Source organism: Microcoleus sp. FACHB-68, assembly GCF_014695715.1.
Lineage (GTDB): Bacteria > Cyanobacteriota > Cyanobacteriia > Cyanobacteriales > Oscillatoriaceae > FACHB-68.
Genome location: NZ_JACJOT010000008.1, coordinates 925,374 through 946,303, shown reverse-complemented (window position 1 = coordinate 946,303; position 20,930 = coordinate 925,374). Strand labels below are relative to the sequence as shown.

At 47.2% G+C, this 20,930-nt stretch carries 9 protein-coding genes; 1 reads left to right on the top strand and 8 read right to left on the bottom strand.

All coding sequences use genetic code 11. The features are described 5' to 3' along the window. Nucleotides 1–18 precede the first annotated feature (18 nt). Together H6F73_RS12820 and H6F73_RS12815 are read right to left on the bottom strand one after the other, a co-directional pair. A complete protein-coding gene (locus H6F73_RS12820; protein WP_190759114.1) occupies nt 19–501 on the bottom strand; it encodes a hypothetical protein in 483 nt (160 codons plus the stop codon). A 309-nt stretch (nt 502–810) separates the two neighbouring features. After that, nucleotides 811–1,005, bottom strand: coding sequence for a hypothetical protein (locus tag H6F73_RS12815; protein ID WP_190759113.1), 195 nt, complete (start codon nt 1,003–1,005; stop codon nt 811–813). A 236-nt stretch (nt 1,006–1,241) separates the two neighbouring features. On the opposite strand from H6F73_RS12815, the gene H6F73_RS12810 reads away from it, so the two are divergent. Further along, complete coding sequence (locus tag H6F73_RS12810) at nt 1,242–1,382, top strand: hypothetical protein (RefSeq protein WP_190759112.1); 141 nt, start codon at nt 1,242–1,244, stop codon at nt 1,380–1,382. A gap of 549 nt (nt 1,383–1,931) precedes the next feature. On the opposite strand, the gene H6F73_RS12805 is transcribed toward H6F73_RS12810, so the two are convergent. The 6 genes from H6F73_RS12805 to bioD form a co-directional block, all read right to left on the bottom strand. Then, nucleotides 1,932–3,527 carry an S-layer homology domain-containing protein gene (locus tag H6F73_RS12805; protein ID WP_190759111.1) on the bottom strand — a complete coding sequence of 532 codons (1,596 nt, stop codon included), beginning with the start codon at nt 3,525–3,527 and terminating at the stop codon, nt 1,932–1,934. Between the two features lie 92 nt (nt 3,528–3,619). Beyond that, nucleotides 3,620–3,910 carry a hypothetical protein gene (locus H6F73_RS12800; protein ID WP_190759110.1) on the bottom strand — a complete coding sequence of 97 codons (291 nt, stop codon included), beginning with the start codon at nt 3,908–3,910 and terminating at the stop codon, nt 3,620–3,622. After that, nucleotides 3,910–9,453, bottom strand: a complete 5,544-nt coding sequence (locus H6F73_RS12795) for an ATP-binding sensor histidine kinase (protein ID WP_190759109.1) — start codon at nt 9,451–9,453, stop codon at nt 3,910–3,912. Before H6F73_RS12795 ends, H6F73_RS12800 begins: the two co-directional genes overlap by 1 nt. Before the next feature lie 169 nt (nt 9,454–9,622). Further along, a complete protein-coding gene (gene ppc / locus H6F73_RS12790) occupies nt 9,623–12,730 on the bottom strand; it encodes a phosphoenolpyruvate carboxylase (RefSeq protein WP_190759108.1) in 3,108 nt (1,035 codons plus the stop codon). 965 nt (nt 12,731–13,695) lie between these two features. Beyond that, a complete protein-coding gene (locus H6F73_RS12785) occupies nt 13,696–19,296 on the bottom strand; it encodes a tandem-95 repeat protein (protein WP_190759107.1) in 5,601 nt (1,866 codons plus the stop codon). Between the two features lie 886 nt (nt 19,297–20,182). Continuing rightward, nucleotides 20,183–20,911: a dethiobiotin synthase gene (bioD, locus tag H6F73_RS12780; RefSeq protein ID WP_190759106.1), complete on the bottom strand. Its 729-nt coding sequence runs from the start codon at nt 20,909–20,911 to the stop codon at nt 20,183–20,185. Between the last annotated feature and the right edge of the window lie 19 nt (nt 20,912–20,930).

Here is a 20,930-nt window from a genome sequence, read left to right as displayed (position 1 = left end):
GCTTTTTCTGTTAGCCGGCTAACTTTCTTCAGGAGATTTCAAAGCGCGATCCAACACTGCACGCGCATCTTCTGCTTTAGATCGGGCTTCTTGGTAGCGCAGATTGGCTTGGGCGAAGGTTTTGAGAACCTTAAAACCGTCCTTGAGGCTGGTGATTTCTTCCTCACTTACGGATTTATCAGAAAAAAGGATATCGACTTGAGCGCGAACCTTGAGCGCCTCAGCGCGGGACTCCTGCACCTTTAGCTTGAGGGTGGCGAGGTTGCTAAGCGTCTGTATTGCTTGAGTTACAGCGTCCTCATCACCGGCAGTATCCGATACTTGCTCTTTCACTTCAATCAGCTGCTGAGGGCCAAATCCATCTGAGAGTTCAGTGGGAAGTTTGCCGGCATCCATCAGTTCCATTAGCTGATCCATCGCTTTGTCACGGGCTTTTGTGGAATCTTTGCCGGAAACAGTGAGGACAACTTCTGGACACTGAGCGAGCGTGTACTGAACCATATCTGTGGGGAAAAATCTTTTTTCAAACCTAATGGGCCGGTTATTCAACAAAGTCTTATAACCTGCCCATCTATTCTATTCTAACCTAAAAGAAAGCGGTTGATGTGCATTTGCGCTGTGTAGGGAGGGCGCAAGTGCAAACGGTAGAGGCGTCTTGCCAGACGCCTCTCGGTTATTAAAGGCAGATGAGAGAAGTAAACAAGCAGTTGTCACGGCTGCCGGCAAAAACTTGAACAACTTGTTGAAGAAAGCATCGATTCATTGCTGAATGAATGCCGGCATTCGTCATTTTCAACCAGAAAATGTTACTTAATAACTTTCTTCTCCGGGAACTCCATCTTGATCTGCTTGGGATAAAAACTGATTAAGCGATCCATCACGGATCGCCTGCCACAAACGAAGGAGTTCACTCCCGCTTAGATCGCTGGATTTGTAGCGCTCAACCGCTTGTTCCAATTCTTGCAGGGTGCTGGGAATGGAAAGAGTATTGGTTAAGTCTGACATAAAGAAGACCTCTACAGACAGGACTGAGACGGAGTAAAACTTGTTCTACTTATATTGTATTCAAATTAAAAATTTAACCGTATCAGAATTAACATTTTTTATTGATTATTTAAATTATTGTCTAAATGTGTTAAATATTGGTGAAGATTTGCGAAAAAGCTAACTTGTAAAGAAATAGGCCAACATAGAGCCGGCCTATTAATCAAGGAGATTCAGTTAGTAGACGTGGAAACTTTGTGCGACTCAGCAAGGAATACAGTAATGCCGACTACCGAATGCTCCTAGCAATTGTAGCAATTGCGGTAGTTGCCCGTATTCCTTCACTGTCTCAAATTCTACTTTCGGATCATCAAACAGTTTACGAAAACCTTGCTTGACGCCTTCAGAATTCAGTTTATAACGTTCAAGAAAATTCAATTCACTGCAAATTTTAGCAAAATTGCCTTATCTTGAGCGTGATAAACTGACTCAATCAAATAATCGAGACAGTGTTTATTTGATCAGAAAATAAATTGGTTTTTTTTACGATAAGATCCTCCCATTGCACTAGCAGGGACATTAAACAAGAGATGGTATGACTCTTGGTTTTCTCGGATCATCCTATATACTTATGGTGCTTGTTTAAAGAGAAAAAAAACTCCGTCTAAGGGCAGAAAGTAGAGCCGGCATGAGTAGAATTCGCCAGAAATCAAGATAGGGCAGATATGAAAAGGGAGCGCACTCTACTATAAGAATCTTCCGAAAGGTGAGTTTGTAGATTTATTTCTTGTCGGAGTATTCATGAGGCGATGTAATCAAAGTCTTTTTTTAGGTACAGATGGATGGGGACTTTGGCCGGTGCTTTAAGGGGTAGATAATGAAAGGGGATCTCGGCAGAAAACCTGAGAAACCCCTGTTTAACTTCTTCTCAAACTCAGAAGTTAAGATTAGCGAGCTGAACCGGCTTTGCGACTGTCATAGCCTAAGTCGCTGAGAAGTTTACCGAGTTGTGCGAAATATTCATCGCGATCACTGCTGGTGTAGACTTGTTGCAAAACTTGCCAGCCTTCAACATTTTCATTGAGCAAGAATTTATTGGCTAAGTAAGCAGCTAAAACGCCTTTAACCTCCTGATTTAAAGCCTGCCGGTCTTGATACTCCTGCCACAGCTTTTGATTGTGTTCAGAGACTAATTGAGGATACTCGCGGCTAACATCAACCATCTCTCCTTGCCGGTAATGCCAAATGCGTTTTGGCAAACGAGCATCTGCATCGGGAATGTCTAAGGCATTGATAAACCGGCTGTCCAAACTCTCAAATTCTGGAATTCCATCTGCCTCAACATCTTTGACTTCATAGCCCAAATTTGCCCAAGATTGTTCGATATGGGTGTAACGATTTTGCGCCGGCTCGTAGCGATAAATATAGGAATAAGCGCAGCAGTTGTTGCCGCTTTTGGTAGAGAATAAATCCGTGATAATTTCTGGTTCGCGATCACCATCAATATCTCGGACTTCTAAACCAAGAAACCGGCCTTCTGAAACCCGTTCTTCTGAACGCCTTGGGTTGTCTGCAAGTCCCCGCACCGGCAATTGCACCGGCTTATCTAGCAGCACTTGACCGGCACGTGCAATTCTTAATCGCATATTGCTGCCGATGCCGGTGCCGGTGATGTCTTGCGGATCATAAGAAAATTCGGCTCGCACATTGCCAGATTCAACGGATTGGATTTTACCTACCACCCTTGGCGCGGCAGTCACAGCCGGCTGTCGCTGTGGTTGTTGTGGGGGCTGTGGTTGTTGCGGCGGTTGTTGCTGCGCTTGTTGTTGCGCCGGCTGTTGCTGCGGTGTTAACTGGGCGATATACTGCGCCGGCACCAAAGCCGTTTGCCCTCTGCTCAACGCTTGACAGACAAAGGCTGCCATCTCTGCGCGAGTGACTTGCTGATTGGGGTTGAGCTGCCTGACATTGGGGTAATTAACAACCAGCCCTCTTTCTGTAGCGGCGGCAATTCCAGTTTTGGCATAGTTGGGAATGTCAGCAGCATCATCAAATGCCATTGTTAACATCTCAGTTGCCCTTGAACTGGGCGCATATCTTAAACCGCTAGCCAGAGAACTCAAGGCTTGTGCCCGCTCAATCTTGCGGTTGGGGTTGAAAATTCGATCAGAATAGCCGGTGAGAAAGTTGGCTCGATATCCCGATTGAATCGCACTTGCCGCCCAATAATCTGTGGGAATATCCACAAAAGTAATGGGATCGCGCACCGGCGTTATATTGGGGAACGCTTTGCTAATTAAAACGGCAAACTCCACTCGCGAGACGGGTGCGGTGGGGCGAAAGGTGCCATCTGGATAGCCGCTGATAATCTGCCGGTTGGCCAATTGTTCAACGCAGGTTTGCGCCCAGTGACCTTGGATGTCGTTAAACCGGCTTTGAGCCTGTGCTGAGGGCGCGATCGCCCAAGGCATAAATGTGCCAATGAGCGCAATTCTTGCTGCCGGTAAGGCCAGTCTAGAGTGCCATTTTTTCGCGTGTATCATAACCCAGCCTTTTAGAACAAAGTGAGACATCAGAAGTCACAAGCGATGATAGAAAGTTGAAGCTTACTAGAGAAAGCAAGAAGAAAGAATCTTCACTTCTCTCTTCTGGGTTCTTTCTCCATTTCCGCTTCCCCTTCCTTATGAGTTGCCAATCCCCCCACAAACGCCCCAACAATCGTTCCCACCCACAAGCCGGTGGTGCTGCCTCGCATCGCAGCTTCTGGTGTGACTAAAAGGGCGCACACGCTTTTGAATCCCTCTGGAAGGGTTTGGCACTGGTTGGTGCGATCCACGACACTGAGTTGCCCACCAAGGTAGGCACCAAACAATCCAGAGGCTATCGCAACTAAGCTGCAGATCAAGGCTCGTTTCTTCGCGGTCATCAGTCGGGTTTCAGTCGCGCTGTTTGACGGGGCTTGAGTGGAATTTCAATGATGAACTCAGCACCGGCTCCGGGTGCTGAATTACATTTTAATTGTCCGCCGTGTTTTTCTACGACAATTTGGTAGCTGATAGATAATCCTAAGCCGGTGCCACTGCCAACGGGTTTGGTTGTGAAGAAGGGATCGAACAGCTTTGAGCGGATTTCTTCTGTCATGCCGGCACCATTATCGGCAATGCGAATTACAGCAGACGATCCGGCTCCTTCACCCCCCAACTCTGTGCGAATCCAAATCGTGCGCGTAGGAGATTGGGAAAAACCCTCTCCTCCAGACGCTTGCAGCGCATCTATCGCATTACTCAGGATGTTCATAAACACCTGATTTAACAGGCCGGCGCAACACTCCACCAAAGGCAGCTTCCCATATTCTTTAATCACTTGAATTTCTTTAGCAAAACCAGCTTGTTTCCCGTGGCTGCTTTCTTTGAAACGATGCTGCAAAATCAGCAGCGTACTGTCAATGCCTTGATGAATATCAACTGCCTTAATCTCCGATTCATCCAGCCTAGAAAAATTCCGCAAGCTCAAAACAATTTCGCGGATACGTTCGGCTCCATACTGCATCGACTCCAGCATTTTTGGCATATCTTCTTTAACAAAGTTGATGTCAATTGTTTCGAGGGCCGCTTCCAGCTCTGGTATAGCTCGCGGCTGATTTCGCTCGTAAATGTCAATCAGACGTAGCATATCCAAGGTATATTCATGTGCGTGGAGGAGATTCCCATAAACAAAGTTAATAGGATTATTAATTTCGTGGGCTATTCCGGCAACCATTTGTCCTAAAGAGGACATTTTTTCTGTTTGAATCAGTTGCATTTGAGCCTGCTGTAGCTGGTTTAGCGTTTCATTTAAACGCTCATTTTTGTCTTGTAACTCCATTGTTCTATCTGAAACTTTTACTTCCAGCGTCCGGCTGTAATCTTCTAATTGCTCATTGACCATTTCTAAATTGGCATACAATCGGGCATTTTCAATTGAAATCGCTGCTTGAGATGCCAGAATTTTCAAAACTTCCAGCCGCTTGCTATTAAAAGCACCTTGAGTTAAATTGTTTTCTAAATAAAGTAAACCAAGCCAGCTTCCTTTATTTAAAATTGGCATACAAAGAACAGATTGGCATTTATGTTTAATAATATATGGATCGTGATTAAAGACTCCTTCATTTCTCGCATCATTTAACACGACACTTTTTTGAGTCCGTCCCACATAATTAATCACCGTCACCGGCACAGCTTCACCAATCTCCCCTGGCGAAGACTGCATCACCGTCACCTCGTTCCCTTCAACTTCCCCAGTTGCTTCAATGACAAGCGCATCTTGGCGATTCAGGATAAGACAGCCTTTTTGTGCGCCGGCATTCTCAATCGCAATTTTCATCAACTTGTTCAGCAGTTGACTCAGCACAATTTCACCCGATATCGCCAGGGATGCTTTTGTCACTGCGGCAAAATCTAAAAAGCCTGAATCACTATCTGTTGTGGTTAACTTTGTGTGATAAACATCAAGTTCTGTCGATTTTTGATGAACAATCTTAGATAAAAACTGCGGATATGTTTCCTCTAAATTCTTAACTTTTGCGGTTGCTCCCCAGCGAATATAACTATAATAAGACTCTATAATATAGAAGCGTCCCATACTTTCTCGACCGAGAGAAAGATGAAATTCTCCAGCCAATTCATTGGCAAGTGCTTCTTCTTGAATATATCCCTGCGCCTTAGCTCCTTGAATCGCTTGCTCATAATAGGTGCTTGCCTTAAAAGATTGTCCCCGCACCCGTGCTTTTTCAGCTTCTACTAAGTCATACTTATGCTGAAAATTGGCAGGTGCATTTTTTGCCCAGTGCTTCATTTGTTTCTGGTTCGCGGCTACTTTTTTTAAATAACGCTCTTTTTCTTGAGGATTAACCTGCCGGTAGTTAGCTAAAAGCGCCAGCGAATAATAAAAACTAAGTTCAGCCGCATAAAGTACCCCCGCACCCCCTTTTTCATATTTTTCGACTAAAGAGGCGGCTGTTACTGCTTCAGGGTATTTTTTAAAAAAATACAGTAGAATCGTTTTGCACATATAAGTGCAAAAAATTAAATAAGGCGAATTTTCTTCTATCCAAACCGGCAGCATCGTTAACTCATCAAAGCTTTCCCCCACCAACAAGCAGGGATTCGCAGATTCGCCCGATAAATTTAAAACTAATTGTCTCCAAATTTTAACAATATCGCTGTGAAATTCTAGTTTAAGCTTCCCCATCAGCTCAAGGTATTGACTCTGTTTTTCATGAACAGAATCTAAGGGTTCTCCGAGAAACAGTAGATGATTGCAATATTGAAGTGCGCCATAAAAAGCATATACTAAATCCCCCACTTCTATGCCGGCTTGAATATTTTCTTGAAAGGGTTCTATCGTTTCCTGGAAATGGTCTTTGCAGGGTCTCACAAAAGCATTAAACAAATGTCTAATTTTTACACCTAGTTCAGGGGTATTAAATTGCTCCTGCACCCGCACTGATAGTTGACCAAATTTATATCCTCTCTCGATATCCACGTAAACCCCGCACAATAGCACGCCGTAATAACCATAGGCATAAGCGGCTAGGGGTGAATTTCCATGCTTAATTGATAGCTTAATCATTGTGAAAATGATCAGCGTCAACAACGCCGGTTGCCATAGATAAGCGGGAGTGCTCACACTCATTAAAAGTCGCATCGCCGAGAGTTTATAGGGATCACTCATCGCCGGCAAGTTAGCTAAATCTAAAATATCTTCGATTTCATCTGCCAACTCTGCACGCAATTTTTTTGTAGCCTTTATGATTTCTTTTTCTTTTTTAGGCAGCGAGACTCCCAACATATTCAACACTTCTAGAGATGTTTCGACCGCTTCTAACATCTGACCTTGAGCGATATAAAACTGAAGTTGCAGCTCATAGATTTTGACTTTTTCTAAAATGTCTTTCGCTTTTTGCAGAACTATCTCAGCTAGCTGTGCCGCCCGTTCGTAATTTGTGTTAAGGTAGTCTACTTCTGCTGTTTCGATATAAAGTGCCAGCGTTAAGTCATACTGACTCTCCCAGCTTTCAGGCGCTAAGAGTAATAAAGCAACGTTCAAATATTTCAAAGCCGCTTCATAAGCTGTTGCTGCTTTTGCTTTTTGACCGGCTATCAGGTTCAGGTTAGCTAGTTCATCTTTTTCTTGCTGAACCGTGAGTAAGTCAACGCCAAAATTTAATTGATTAACTAAAGCAAAAATATTTTCTTTTCGTTCTTCTATATTGGTTTTCTGCAGCAGCAATTGACCAATTTTCAGATGAGTGGCTTTTTTCTGGTCTTCCGGAATCAAAGAATAAGCGGCTTGCTGCACCCTGTCATGTAAAAATTTGTAATCAACTTTAATATCATGAAGCGTTAGGGCTTCTGATTCTTCCTGTCTAAATACTAGCGGAATTTTGTAGGTTTCTGAAAGCGGCAAAATGAGACCCGCCTGAAGTGCCGGCCACAGTTGAGCTGCGGTGCCGGTGGGTGATTCCTCATTCACAATTGCCAGAACATCTAAATTAAATTTATTTCCAACACAAGCTGCTAATTTTAAAATGTTTTGAGTAGTTTCTGGCAGCTTGCCAATATTTCTCGCAATTAACTCAACAATATTACGATCCGTAATTCCGATTGCTTGAATTTCTTCTACGTCCCAATGCCAGATGCCGGTGTTTGCCTGATAAACCAGCAGATGTTCTAAATACAAAGTTTTAAGAAGCTGGGTTAAAAAGAAGGGATTTCCTTGCGTTTTATTGAAAAGTAGCTTGGCAAGCGGTTTTGAGCGAGAAGAGGTAATCAGGAGGTTTGAAGAATCACTCTGCCACTCTTCTCCTCCAGCACACTCACCTTCTCCTAAAGTCTCAGCGACTAATTGAGTGACATGATTAATATCCAAAGGCTGGAGGATGATATTATTCACCACAGTGCCGGCTTGTTGAATCTTCTCCAGCGTTTGAATTAACGGATGTGTGGGATGAACTTCATTATCTCGATACGCGCCAATTATTAATAAAAAGTGACTATCCGGATCATTGCTCAGGAGTTGCAGTAATTTTAAAGAGGCTGAATCCGCCCACTGTAAATCATCCAGAAAGAAAACAAGGGGATGTTCAAATTGGCAAAAAACATGAATGAATTGTTGAAACACGCGGTTGAAGCGATTTTGCGATTCAGTAGCACCCAGTTGCGCTAATTCTGGTTGTTTACCGACGATCAGCTCCACTTCGGGAATCACTTCAATAATCACATTCCCTTGCTGTCCTAGAGCTTCTAACAGCTTTTCTTTCCAAATCGCTATTTTTTCAGAGCTTTCTGTTAATAATTGACGAATCAATTCCTGCAAAGCTTGAATCAGAGCCGCATAAGGAATATTTCGTTTAAATTGGTCAAACTTGCCGGCAATAAAGTAGCCCCGTGCTCCGACAATTGGTTTATGAATTTCATGAACAACCGAAGTTTTACCAATTCCCGAATAACCAGAAACTAGCATAAGCTCGGTTGCCCCTTCGCTGACACGCTCAAAGGCATCCATCAGCGTATCCACCTCAATTTCCCGCCCGTAAAGTTTTTGTGGGATTAAAAGCTGGCTGCCCCAATCGTTTTTACCCAAAACAAGGCTTTCAATTTTTCCCGATGTTTGCAGTTTAGTCAAGCAAGTTTCTAAATCAAACTTTAATCCTAAGGCACTTTGATATCTGTCTTCAGCCGTCTTGGCTAATAACTTCATGACAATATCAGAAACCGCTTGGGGAATTGCTTTTACTTTCCAAACCGGCAGCGGTTGTTTAGCTAAATGACAATGAACCAATTCCATTGGATCGGTCGTTGTAAAAGGTAACTCACCTGTTAGCACCTCATATAAGGTGACACCCAAAGAATAAAAATCTGTCCGGTAGTCAACCGAACGGTTCATCCTCCCAGTTTGCTCCGGTGACATATAAGCCAGAGTGCCTTCTAGTAAATTGGAAGAGCTGCTGGTTGTATTCTGCAAATGCAGGCGAGACGCACTACTAAAATCTGTTAATTTAACTTTTTTCGTAACTGGATTAATAATAATATTGGAAGGTTTAATATCTTTATGAATGATCGGGATTTTATGCAAATAATCTAAAGCTTCTGCCAAAGCAATTGCTATCCGTAGCACTTCTACGAGTTGAATTTTTTGCTCAGCGAGGTATTCCGCAAGGGACTGGCCGCCAAAATCTTCTATGACTAAAGCAAAACTGTTGCGGTCTTTTTCTAAACTATAAGCTTTGACAATTCCTTCACAATCAAAATTTTTAGCAAGCGTATATTCTTGCCTTAAGCGAGTAATTTCTTCAAGGGTGGGATAATCTGATTTGAGGGTTTTAACGATAACCGGCCTTTGTGCTCGCTCGTCGCGTCCCCGATAGATAACGGTTCTGATTCCTGAAACAAGTTCTTCAGTAATTTTGTAGCCTGACAGTGCGATCATGCGGTTGGGGTTAGGGTTAGGAGGAATGATTTAGTTGTCGTTGCAACAAGATGGGTTCATAAAAAGTTTGCTCAACGTTGACACGCGACTTAAGCGTTTGCGGTTGGAGCAACTTTTCTAGAACCCATATTCCTCCTAGTATTCCCTTTTGTTTCTGCTGTTTAACAGCTCAACCTGTATTCCGCATCCCGGCAGCAATGCCGTTAATTGTTAACAGCGCACCTCGCAGTAATTCCGCTTTGCTATAGCGCGAGTGGATCACACCAGGAACCGAACTCGTGCTGTGCTGGCGCAAACGTTTTAACAAAGAAACTTGCAACAAACCAAGGGGAACAATCGTTCCATTACGCAGCTGCACCGAACGTTGGAGAACCGGATCGCCATCCAAAAGTCGCTTGTGTCCCGTGATCGTCAGCACTAAATCGCGAGTGAGATGGTATTCACTCGCAATTTGTTCAAATAGCGCTTCAAAGCGAGCTTGATCTTCAGATTTTGCTAGTTCGCGCACGTAGTGATGAGCGATTTGCAAATCTACTTTAGATAGCGTCATTTCTACCTTGGAAATGACCATTTTGAAGAAAGGCCATTTAAAGTAAAAGTAGCGCAACAGTTTCATGTGCTCCTCTGGTTGCTCGTTCAAAAAGCTTTGCAGCGCCGTGCCGACTCCATACCAAGAGGGGAGGAGGAAACGGGTTTGCGTCCAGCTAAACACCCAAGGAATTGCCCGTAAATTAGATAGCTCTTTTTTACCGCTGCTGCGACGTGCCGGCCTCGAAGATATTTGCAACTGGCTGATTTCGTCGATGGGGGTCACTTGATGGAAGAACTCGATGAAATCGGGTTGCTCGTATATCAAATCACGATAGTGAGATCGTGAACGCGCCGACAACTCTTCCATAATTTCATTCCAAGGCTGGATATCATCAAAGCCGGTGCCTAGCAAACTTGCTTGAATGACCGCAGCGGAAATGCTTTCTAAGTTGTAAATTGCTAAATCGGCCAGAGTATATTTTGATGCTAAAACTTCCCCCTGTTCAGTAATTTTGATTCGTCCGCCAATACTGTTGCAAGGTTGCGCCAAAATCGCCTCATAAGCAGGGCCACCACCCCGCCCAACAGAACCCCCGCGTCCGTGGAAGATTCGCAACCCAATTCCATACGGCTCAGCAATATTTTGTAAGGCTTTTTGAGCTTTATGAATCTCCCAGTTGCTGCTAAGAAATCCTGAATCTTTATTGCTGTCAGAGTAGCCCAGCATCACCTCTTGCAGAGAATTCTGATTTGAGAATTGAGAATTCAAAACGGTTGACTCTTGCTTGAGTTGGCTCTCTTCATTCTCCTTTTTCCATCTCTCATAGCCGCCGGCAAGCATGGCGCGATACAGCGGCAACTCAAACAGACTTGTCATCACTGCCGGCGCGCGTTTGAGGTCTTCTACCGTTTCAAATAAGGGCACAACTTGAAGGGTGCTAATGCCGGTGGCCGGATCGTAAAGACCGGCTTCCTTCGCCAGTAGCAACACTTCTAACAAGTCGCTAGCCTCATGGCTCATGCTAATCACGTAGGTTTGGCAGATTTCTGGGCCAAACTCTTGCTGAAGCGCTCGTAAAATGCGGAAGGTTTCAACCGCCTCGTTCGTTTTTTCGCTAAACGGCAGCTCAGTTGGGATTAACGGTCGCCGTGTTTGCAACTCAGTTGCCAGCCACAGCGTGCGCTCTGATTCTGACAATTCGTTATAACACTTTGGCAAAACTTGCAAGTATTCAGCAATTTCGCTAATAGTGTCGCTGTGACGGGATGATTCTTGACGCATATCCAGGTGCGCCAAAGTAAACCCGTAAATTTCCACCTGACAAATGAGCGTTTCCAATTCGCGACAGCTCAAACCTGTGGCGGAGAGGTTACGCTGAATCATCCGTAATTCTGCCAAAAAGTCGTTGCCAGAGCGGTAAGTGGGGACGGCGGGGATTTCCCGAATTTGCCGCTGCCAATCATCACCGTTATACAGACGCCAGTTGCGATCACGGGTGTTTTCCAACCGCTTGAGCACGTAAGAAAGTTTTAAACGGTAGGGTTCCTGCCGATAGCGAATGGCTAGCTGCTCATAAATTTCTGGCATTTGCTGCCGGTCTTGTTCCAACGACTCCAGCAGTTCTGGCAAAACATCGCTCCAGTGCAGTGACAAGCTCAACAGCTCCGTTAGCTGCCGCAGCGACTGGGCGTATTTTTCTAAAACGACATGGCGCTGATAGCAAGCCGTTTGCCAAGTAATTTGCGGTGTGACTGAAGGGTTGCCGTCTCGATCTGCGCCAACCCAAGAACCGAAATTACAGAAGCTGTGACGCGGTGGCTGCAAATAGGGGAAGGACACCTGCAATGAATGCTTCAGGCGCTGATAGAGTTTGGGCAGCACATCAAACAGGACTTCGTTGAAGTAGTGGAGGGTGTATTCTACTTCATCAAGCACGGTTGGTTTAAACTGATGCAGCTCGTCGGTACGCCACCAAAGCCGGATTTCTTCGGTCAGCTGTTCGTCCAGGAGTTGGGCTTCCCAAGAAGAAACCCCCGTGACGCTAGCTTCCGCGTTGGCCATGAGCAGGGCCGGATCAGGCAACGTGGTCGTGTTTTCCTCTTGTTGGTCAAGCTGTTGCAGAATCTTGGCAATGCGCCGCTGCTTGGCCCGCATTGTCTGGCGGACAATTTCCGTGGGGTGAGCGGTAAACACTAACCGAATATCCAGACGCTCGATCAATTTCTGGATCTGTTTCGGTGGCACGTTAAGGCTTTGTAACCTGGGAAATAGGGTGTCGAAGGTGCCAATGTCCCGGCGTCGCTGGCTGGGTTCGTGCCAGCTTTTTTCGAGTAAATCGGCTTCTGGGCCACCACTGTGAGCTTCTACTTCAGGTTTGGGGAATATTTGAGATCCGACTCCTTTGCCGCCGGCTTGGGCGAGCTGTTGCTCTCGTTGCTCATAGTGCTGTTCGACGATATTGATCAGCTGGAAGTACAGGGCAAAGGCGCGGGCGGCTCGAATGGCATCATTGAGATCAAGTTTTTCTACAATGCTTAAGACTTCCGATTCCATAAAATCGGGCGCTTGACCTTCCGGGGAACACAGATCGCGCAGGCGTCTCAACAAGTCTACGAATTCCTGACCACACTCGGATCGCAGTACAGACTCCCATAAGTCCTCCACGACTTTGAGGCGATGTCGCAAGAACAGGTCGGTTGAGGTGACGCTGATAGCCTGATCTGAGGAGTGGAGTAGCGAACTCATAGGTTCTTTCCGGGCTGAGCTAGGATACTTCACAATTTTAGGGGTTAACTCTTCTTTTTGTATTCTCAAGAAACATATAAGATTTCTGTTACCTCTGATGCGGCACATTTTTGGTTGTGCCAGCGCCGGAACCCGTGTCTGTGTGATAATGCCAATTTTCCAGTACCAGGGGCGATCCAGGAGGCTAGGAGGTGGTGACATACACCGCTATTGAGTTCTATACGGAGCGCTTTACGATTTTAAGGCGACTTTTTAATCTGTCTAATCGGTTTTGAATGGTTTTTTGCAGTCCTTAGCCAAACTGGCTGTTAAATCTCTTAAGGTGGCTCCTTATAAGGGTCTAGGTTGGGTTGAGGCAAATCACTGATTCTTCCCTAGCTGCCGGTGGTTACTCTAGAGCTAAAATTTACGGTTCCTTATGGCATTTTAATGAATATTCGGATTTAATAGTGTTAATCATTTAATCTTTGATTGATTCACTTTTAATTTTTATATTTTTAACCTCAAAATCTTTCACAGATAGAGTTTTACAGAATTAAATTAGTAGTTATTTAAATAAATGTCACATTCTTAAATTTAAGGTTAAATTTAAATCTATGCTTAAATTTTAAATTCAATTACTTATAAATTTTATAGTTAAAATGAGTACAATGATAAAATTAAAAGCTACAGAAGCGCCATTTAAATGCTCTGTAGCTTGAGATAATAATGTCGTTACTTCCTTATCTTGAAAACAAAAACATTTAATTAACAACAATCCGAAAGAAAAGGAAGCAAAAGATAATTTGGTCAATTAAGCTCCCGGCGAGTCAATGCCAGAAATCAATATTCATTTAGCACGCAAACGTAAGATGAATATTGATTCCTGACAATAACTCCTTTTCTACTTGTGCATATTAAATGCAGTTCCGCTCATTGATACCTCTGCAATTGCGTTGTTTTCATGTGAAGAAACCCTGACAAATTTACACAGCAGCATTTTGGTTAAAGTTTTGCACGGTAATGTCTGTATCCATTAACAGGGAAGCATTGCCGTTGCTGTACTGGTTGTAGGTGATGCCATTCAGGGCACTTTGACCGGCAAGCGTCCAGCCTTGATCCTGTAAGCTCACCACATTACCCGCAATGCCATTAACAATGAGCTGCTTGTTGGTATCCGTCAGAGCGAAAAGTTCCAGACGAGTCAGTCCCAAGCTGTTGGTGGCAGCACCCGTGAGATCAATTTGCTCAATGCTAGACATCCGAATATTAGAAATCGCTGCCAAGTCGAGATTGAAACCGGCTCCATCAAGGCGCAGGGTATCGGTGCCGGTGCCACCATCGACACGAATGAAACTGCCATCGCTGACTCCCAGAATGTCATTACCAGGGCCACCATAGAGAACATCCGCACCGCCGGCACCCGTGAGGGTATCGTTGCCGCCACCACCAACGAGAACATCCGCCGCCGCCGTGCCGGTGAGAACATCAGCACCGGCACCTCCCTGCTGGGTCACAGAGCCGGTAAAATCGCCCCCATGAACCACGTAGGATCTTCCTGCAGCATTGTTCGGGGTCGTCCCTGGAGCACCCACAATCACATCCAAGAAGCCATCGCCATTGACATCTCCGGCCCGCCTGACTCCAGTACCGGCCAAGTCTTGCGGCGACTCCCCGTTAATGGCAAACCCGCCCATGCCGGTAGCCACTTCATTCAAGTTAAGCGCCTCAGTGCCAGTTTTGCCGAAGATCACGTAGGCTTTCCCAGATTGAGGGCCATTTACATCCGCAATACTCGCGCCCAAAATAATATCAGCAAGGCCATCTGCGTTAATATCCCCTGCCGACCGCACCGGACGCCCTGTGGTGTCATTCGTTGGCTCACCGTTGATAACAAAGCCGCCGGTACCGGCTTCCACGGCAGTGAGATTGACGGCTGTCCCCTCTGCCTTACCAAACACCACATAAGAATTGCCGGCAGCCGTATTGTTAGTACCACGAGCACCGATGACTAGGTCAGAAAAACCATCGCCATTGACATCTCCAGCGCCACTTACGGAGCGACCGGCACGGGTGCCTGGGTCTATGCCGTTGATCACAAAGCCGCCAGTGCCGGCTGTCACATTAGCCAGACTCACCGCCGTCCCATCAGCTTTACCAAAAACCACGTAGGCTTTGCCAGAGTCATTCACGCCGGCGGCATCGGCCAACGGAGCACCCACAATCACATCAGCTAGGCCGTCGCCATTGACATCCCCCGCTGACCTGACAGACTGACCTGACTGATCATCGATCGCTTCGCCGTTGATCACAAAACCGCCAATACCGGCAACAACATCGCTAATTGAGGGTGCAGTGCCATTTGCTCTACCAAATACCACATAGGATTTCCCAGTAGAGATAGTTGCACCAACAGCCGCGCTGGGTGCACCGATAATTACATCTCCAATGCCATCGCCATTGACATCCCCTGCCTCACTCACGGAATTGCCGAGCTGATCGGCTCCCGCCTGACCTAAGAGAACTGCGCCGCCGGTGCCGGCTGCCACTTGGGTTAAAGGAACAGGGGTGCCGTCTGTCTTTCCGTAGACAATATAAGCTTTGCCGGCATTGCCAAGGGCACCAACGTCAGCATAGCGAGCGCCGATAATCACATCGACAACACCATCGCCATTGAAATCCGTCGCCCCACTGACCTCATGACCGGCTTGGTCATTTTCCGCCTCGCCGCTGATGGCAAAGCCGCCGATGCCGGCATTGACATCGGTTAAATTAATTGGAGCGGGATCTGCCTTGCCATAAACCACATAAGCTTTGCCGGCATTAACCAAGCCGTCGGGGTCGGCTTGGTTCGTGGCAACAATCATGTCTGTAAGGCCATCACCATTGAGATCCCCGATGCCGCTCACCGAATTACCGGCATTGTCTCCGGGTGTTTCGCCGTTAATGGGAAAGCCGCCGGTTCCCACCGGCACGTTCGTGTTTGTAGCAATTGAAGCCAACTCTACTACAGGAGTAATCGGTACTGTGACTGTCGCTGTTGCCGTGCCCCCATTGCTATCTTGCACGGTGTAGGTAAAAGAGCCGATTCCCGAAAAATCCCTAATTGCCTGGAAAGTAATCAGCCCAGTTTGTGGGTCCATAGCTACCGTGCCATTGACAGCATCGGACACGGCAGTAATCGTCAGTCCTTGGCCGATGGGATCGATGTCGTTAGCCAGCAGTTCTGCAGGAGTAATTTGCAAGGGGCTACTTAACAACACCTTCCGGGTAATGTCATTAGGCGCAATTGGCGTATAAACTGCCAGATTAAATGTATCGGTTGTCGTTGTCACCCCGTCGCTAACAGCGAGTGTGATGGTGGTGGTGCCCACTTGGCCGGCAATTGGAGTCACTGTCACCTTGCGCTCAGGGCCGGTGCCGATCAGTGTAATATCGGCATCTGCCACCAAAGCCGGATTGGAAGAAGTCGCGGTGACGGTTAAATTCGCCAGTTCAGTATCCACATCACCGATAGTGAATGGAATCGGCCCAGTGGGAGTGTCTGGAGTGGTAAATTGGTCAGCGACATCGCTAATCGTTGGCGCATCATTAACCGGATTGACGGTAATTGTGACGGTGCCGGCTGCTGTGGCCCCTTGAGGGTCGGACACTGTGTAATTAAAGCTATCCGTGCCGTTAAAGTTAGGAGCCGGTGTGTAAACAAACGTGCCGTCGCCGTTACTCACCACAGTGCCGTTCGCCGGATTGGTGTTGCCGGTAATTGTGAGGGCATCGCCATCAGCATCCGTGTCATTGATTAAGACGTTCGGAATCGTCACGGGCACATCTTCATCAGTCGCCACCGCATCAGCTACAGCAACTGGGGCGGCGTTTACAGGGGGTGTGCCGCCACCATCAGCAACATCAATCGTTACCGTGTTAGTCGTTGTGCCGCCCTTACCATCTGAAACCGTGTAGGTGAAGCTGTCTGTCCCGCTGAAATTCGGTGCTGGGGTGTAGGTATAGGTGCCATCCTCATTGGGAGTCAGGGTACCATTTTGTGGCACTCCGATCTGGGTCACCGTTACGGGATCGCCGTCGGGATCGGTGAAATTGGTTAAGAGATTTGGAATTTGTACCGGCGTGTTTTCGTTTGTGGTGAACCCATTGTCACCTGTAAAAGCCGGCGCATCATTGATTGGATTGACGGTAATTGTGACTGTGCCGGTGTCTGTCGTGCCCTGAGGGTCAGAAACTGTGTAATTAAAGCTATCGGTGCCGTTAAAATTGGCTGCCGGTGTGTAAACAAAGGTGCCGTCGCCGTTATTCACCACAGTGCCGTTCGCCGGGTTGGTGATGCCAGTAATTGTGAGGACGCCGCCGTCACCATCCGTGTCATTGGTTAACACGTTCGGCAGAGTCACCGGCACATCTTCATCAGTCGTCACCGCATCGGCTACAGCAACCGGGCCATCATTTTGGTCGCCAACATTAATCGTTACCGTGTTAGTGGTTGTGCCACCCTTGCCATCTGAAACGGTGTAGGTGAAGCTGTCTGTCCCGTTGAAATTCGGTGTTGGGGTGTATGTATAGGTGCCATCCTCATTGGGAGTCAAAGTGCCATTTTGTGGCGTCCCGATCTGGGTCACAGTTAGGGGATCACCGTCGGGATCTGTGATATTCGCTAACAGGTTAGGAATCTGAACTGGCGTGTCTTCGGTTGTGGTAAAAGCATTGCCAGCTGAGGCAACCGGCGCATCATTGATTGGATTGACGGTAATTGTGACTGTGCCGGCTGCTGTGGCCCCTTGAGGGTCTGACACTGTGTAATTAAAGCTATCCGTGCCGTTAAAGTTGGCTGTCGGTGTGTACACAAACGTGCCGTCGCCGTTATTGACCACGGTGCCGTTCGCCGGATTGGTGCTGCCGGTAATTGTGAGGGGATTGCCATCAGCATCCGTGTCATTGATTAACACGTTCGGCAGAGTCACCGGCACATCTTCATCTGTCGTCACCGCATCAGCTACAGCAACTGGGGCAGTATTTCCGCTTGGTGTACCGCCACCGCCTGGTGTGCCGCCACCGCCTGGTGTACCGCCACCGCCTGGTGTACCGCCACCGCCGCCTGGTGTACCGCCGCCACCGCCCGGTATAACCCCACCACCACCTGGTGTACCGCCACCGCTATCAACTGGCAGTGGAACAACAGGACTTCCGTCACCACCGTCAGCCGGACTTCCGTCACCATCGTCAGCCGGTGCTGAGGTAGGCCGGTAAGTCAACTGGTAAGTGTCGCGGACGAAAGAGTTTGGCTGGGTGCCTCTGATAATGGCTAAATATTCGCCGAGAACATTATCTTGAATAATCGTATAGCCGGCGTATGCCTCAGTGCCGGCAAAGATATTTAGTTCGGCTGCTGTCAAACCGCCTATCAATGAAATAACGTCATCGCTGCCAAAGTCGAGGAACCAGTCTGCGTCAGAGAGTTCCGGGCCGCCGGTGGTGCGATAGCCTGGAACATCGTTGCGCCGGCCAATAATAAACGAGTCATTGCCATTGCCGCCGTAGACTGTATCTGCACCGATATCGCCGGCGAGTACGTCATTACCTTCTTCGCCATAGATGAAGTCATTTTCCATCCCGCCGAACAAGGAGTCATTGCCGATGCCGCCATGAAGTGTATCCTCATTTTCGTTACCGCCGATCCAGTCGTTGCCTTCGTTGCCATATAAGACATCTGTGCCGGCACCCCCGCAAACGAGGTCATCTCCCAAGTCGCCATGCATCACGTCATCGCCGAGATCGCCACAGACCATGTCGTTATCTTTACCCCCGTGGCCGGTATCATTATCCATACCGCCATAGATGGTATCGTTGCCTTCGTTGCCAGCAACCCAATCAGCACCTTGGTTGCCAAATACATAATCGTTGCCGACCTCACCCAAAGCGATGTCGTCCCCTAGATCGCCGGCGAGTACGTCATCATCTAGTTCGCCAAATAACTGGTCATTGTCTTGACCGCCATGCAGCGTGTCATTTTCTTTGCCGCCATAGAGGGAATCGTTCTGTTCATTGCCACCTAGCCAGTCGGCACCTTGGTTGCCAAACAGAATATCGGTGCCGGTGCCGGCTGATCCAACGTCGTCACCGAGATCGCCGGCAAGTACGTCATCATCAAGTTCACCAAGCAACTGGTCATTGTCTCTACCCCCGCGCAGGGTATCGTTTCCTTTGCCACCATGCAGGCTATCGTTGTCTTCGTTGCCAGCCAGCCAATCTAAACCTTGGTTGCCAAACAGAATATCGCGTCCAACTTCACCTAAGCCGGTGTCGTTCCCCAAGTCGCCCAAGACGGTGTCATTGCCAGCTTCAGCAAATAGATTATCGTTATTTTTCCCGCCTCGCACCGTATCGCTTCCAGAACCCCCGAATATGGTATCGTCGCCGATGTTGCCATCGAGAAAGTCCTGACCTGGGCCGCCTTCAGCTTGGTCTTTTTCATCTAGCCCCAAAACTAGATCGTCGCCGGCTAGCGCTTGAAGATTATCTACATCTGTAGTGCCTAAAACAAAATCGTTACCAGATGTGCCGTTGCTCGTTGACATATTAGCTTTTGCTCCCTTTTAAATCGCTCCTCTGGGTGCATCTCGCTTTTGCTAATCTATTCAGCGTTTAGCTTTGTGGGGATGCCATTTAGATTGCGGTGCAGCAATTTTTACTTTATGCACCCAAGCTATTCGTTCCCGTCGCTTTGGCTCAAATCACGTTCCCGCATTTAGAGCAACTGAGAGATTCCCGATTCCAAATCGGCCTGTTGTGTTCACTGAGGGAATTTCCAGCTATCAAACATCTTGTGAAGGAGCCAGAATCGAGTAACAGCCTGCAATCGAGCTAATCCGGCCATGCTGTAGTCAGGAAGAACTCAAAATTTTGGCCTCTCCTGTTGCAAAATCGGCGCGTGGTTGCTAATGACTCAAGCACAGGCCGGCTTGAGTCAGTCTGTACTGACTCCTTTTCAGGAATGTTTTCATCTGGGATTCCCTGAGCGATAGCGAAGCGTTACTGCACAGCAGATCGCTCTAAACACAAATCCGCACTCATTGGTAGCAAAAGGGAGATGCACCCAGCTATTCTCTTTATATTTTCTCAAGAATCTAGGTGAATCTACCGATAGTTAGAAATATAACTTTTGCCTATAAAGAGAACAAAGTGGCTATATGTAAGCTTAATTACTGAAACACTTACAAAACCTTATAAAGATTTCATAAGGGAAAAAGTTTTATCAGTGTTATTACGGAAAGTTTGGTTAAAATTGAAAATTTAGATACACCCCAACTTTAATGTCTGTCATACCACAGGAGTATTTACTTGAACTCTAGGGGCGAGAAACTTTCGGTTGAGCGGCAAAATATTATTTTGAGAAAGCCGGGTTTTCACTAATGAAGGCGTGGTTGACCGGCTTTGCTCCTAGAAATACAACTTAAAAAACACTCAACCGGCAGCCCGACTTGTGTTACCAGGGGACAAGCTGAAGGCATTTGCCACCGGCATGAACCGTTCAAGCTCTAAATGCGAGGCAACTTGGGCGAGTTTGGCCCGATCTGTTGGATCATCCAAGTAAGGCAAGCAGCCTAAAACCGGCATCTGAGTTAAGGAACTCACCAGATCAGCCGGTGCCCAATCCGCAATTTCTTGCTCTGTGCGAGGTTGGACGCAATTGAGGACAATACCTTTGAGATGAACACCGGCAAGTCTGGCTAAAGCAACATTGGCAACCGCTTGCGCGATTGCCCCCAATTTCACCGGCACCACTAAAACCGTCGGAATTCGCCAATCTCTGGCCAAATCTGCCACAGTCAATTCGTGCGTAATCGGCGATCCCAGCCCCCCCAGCGCTTCCACCAGCACAAAATCAAACCGGCGTCGCAGCGCTTCAAAAGCCGGCCAAACCTGTTCTAACTCCACCCGCCGTCCTTCCCGTTCCGCTGCGATCGGCGGTGCTAAAGGTGCCTGAAAAAATAAAGGCGTGATTTCTTCTAAAGATTGCTCAGAGGAAAACCAACGCCCGTACAGTTCGCGATCGCCCACCCCCGACTGAATAGGCTTCATAATTCCCAGGGTTTGGGAAGTGCAATAAGTCTGCCGGTAAGCAGCTAAAGCCGCCGTCAAAACAGTTTTACCGGCATCTGTATCTGTTCCAGTAATCAGAAGTGCATTCATTCAGCTACTACGCAAATAA

Excerpts from the sequence above, each read along its gene's own strand:
- H6F73_RS12820 (WP_190759114.1), bottom strand. The coding sequence starts at position 501 with ATGGTTCAGTACACGCTCGCTCAGTGTCCAGAAGTTGTCCTCACTGTT.
- H6F73_RS12815 (WP_190759113.1), bottom strand. The coding sequence starts at position 1,005 with ATGTCAGACTTAACCAATACTCTTTCCATTCCCAGCACCCTGCAAGAA.
- H6F73_RS12805 (WP_190759111.1), bottom strand. The coding sequence starts at position 3,527 with ATGATACACGCGAAAAAATGGCACTCTAGACTGGCCTTACCGGCAGCA.
- H6F73_RS12800 (WP_190759110.1), bottom strand. The coding sequence starts at position 3,910 with ATGACCGCGAAGAAACGAGCCTTGATCTGCAGCTTAGTTGCGATAGCC.
- H6F73_RS12795 (WP_190759109.1), bottom strand. The coding sequence starts at position 9,453 with ATGATCGCACTGTCAGGCTACAAAATTACTGAAGAACTTGTTTCAGGA.
- ppc (WP_190759108.1), bottom strand. The coding sequence starts at position 12,730 with ATGAGTTCGCTACTCCACTCCTCAGATCAGGCTATCAGCGTCACCTCA.
- H6F73_RS12785 (WP_190759107.1), bottom strand. The coding sequence starts at position 19,296 with ATGTCAACGAGCAACGGCACATCTGGTAACGATTTTGTTTTAGGCACT.
- bioD (WP_190759106.1), bottom strand. The coding sequence starts at position 20,911 with ATGAATGCACTTCTGATTACTGGAACAGATACAGATGCCGGTAAAACT.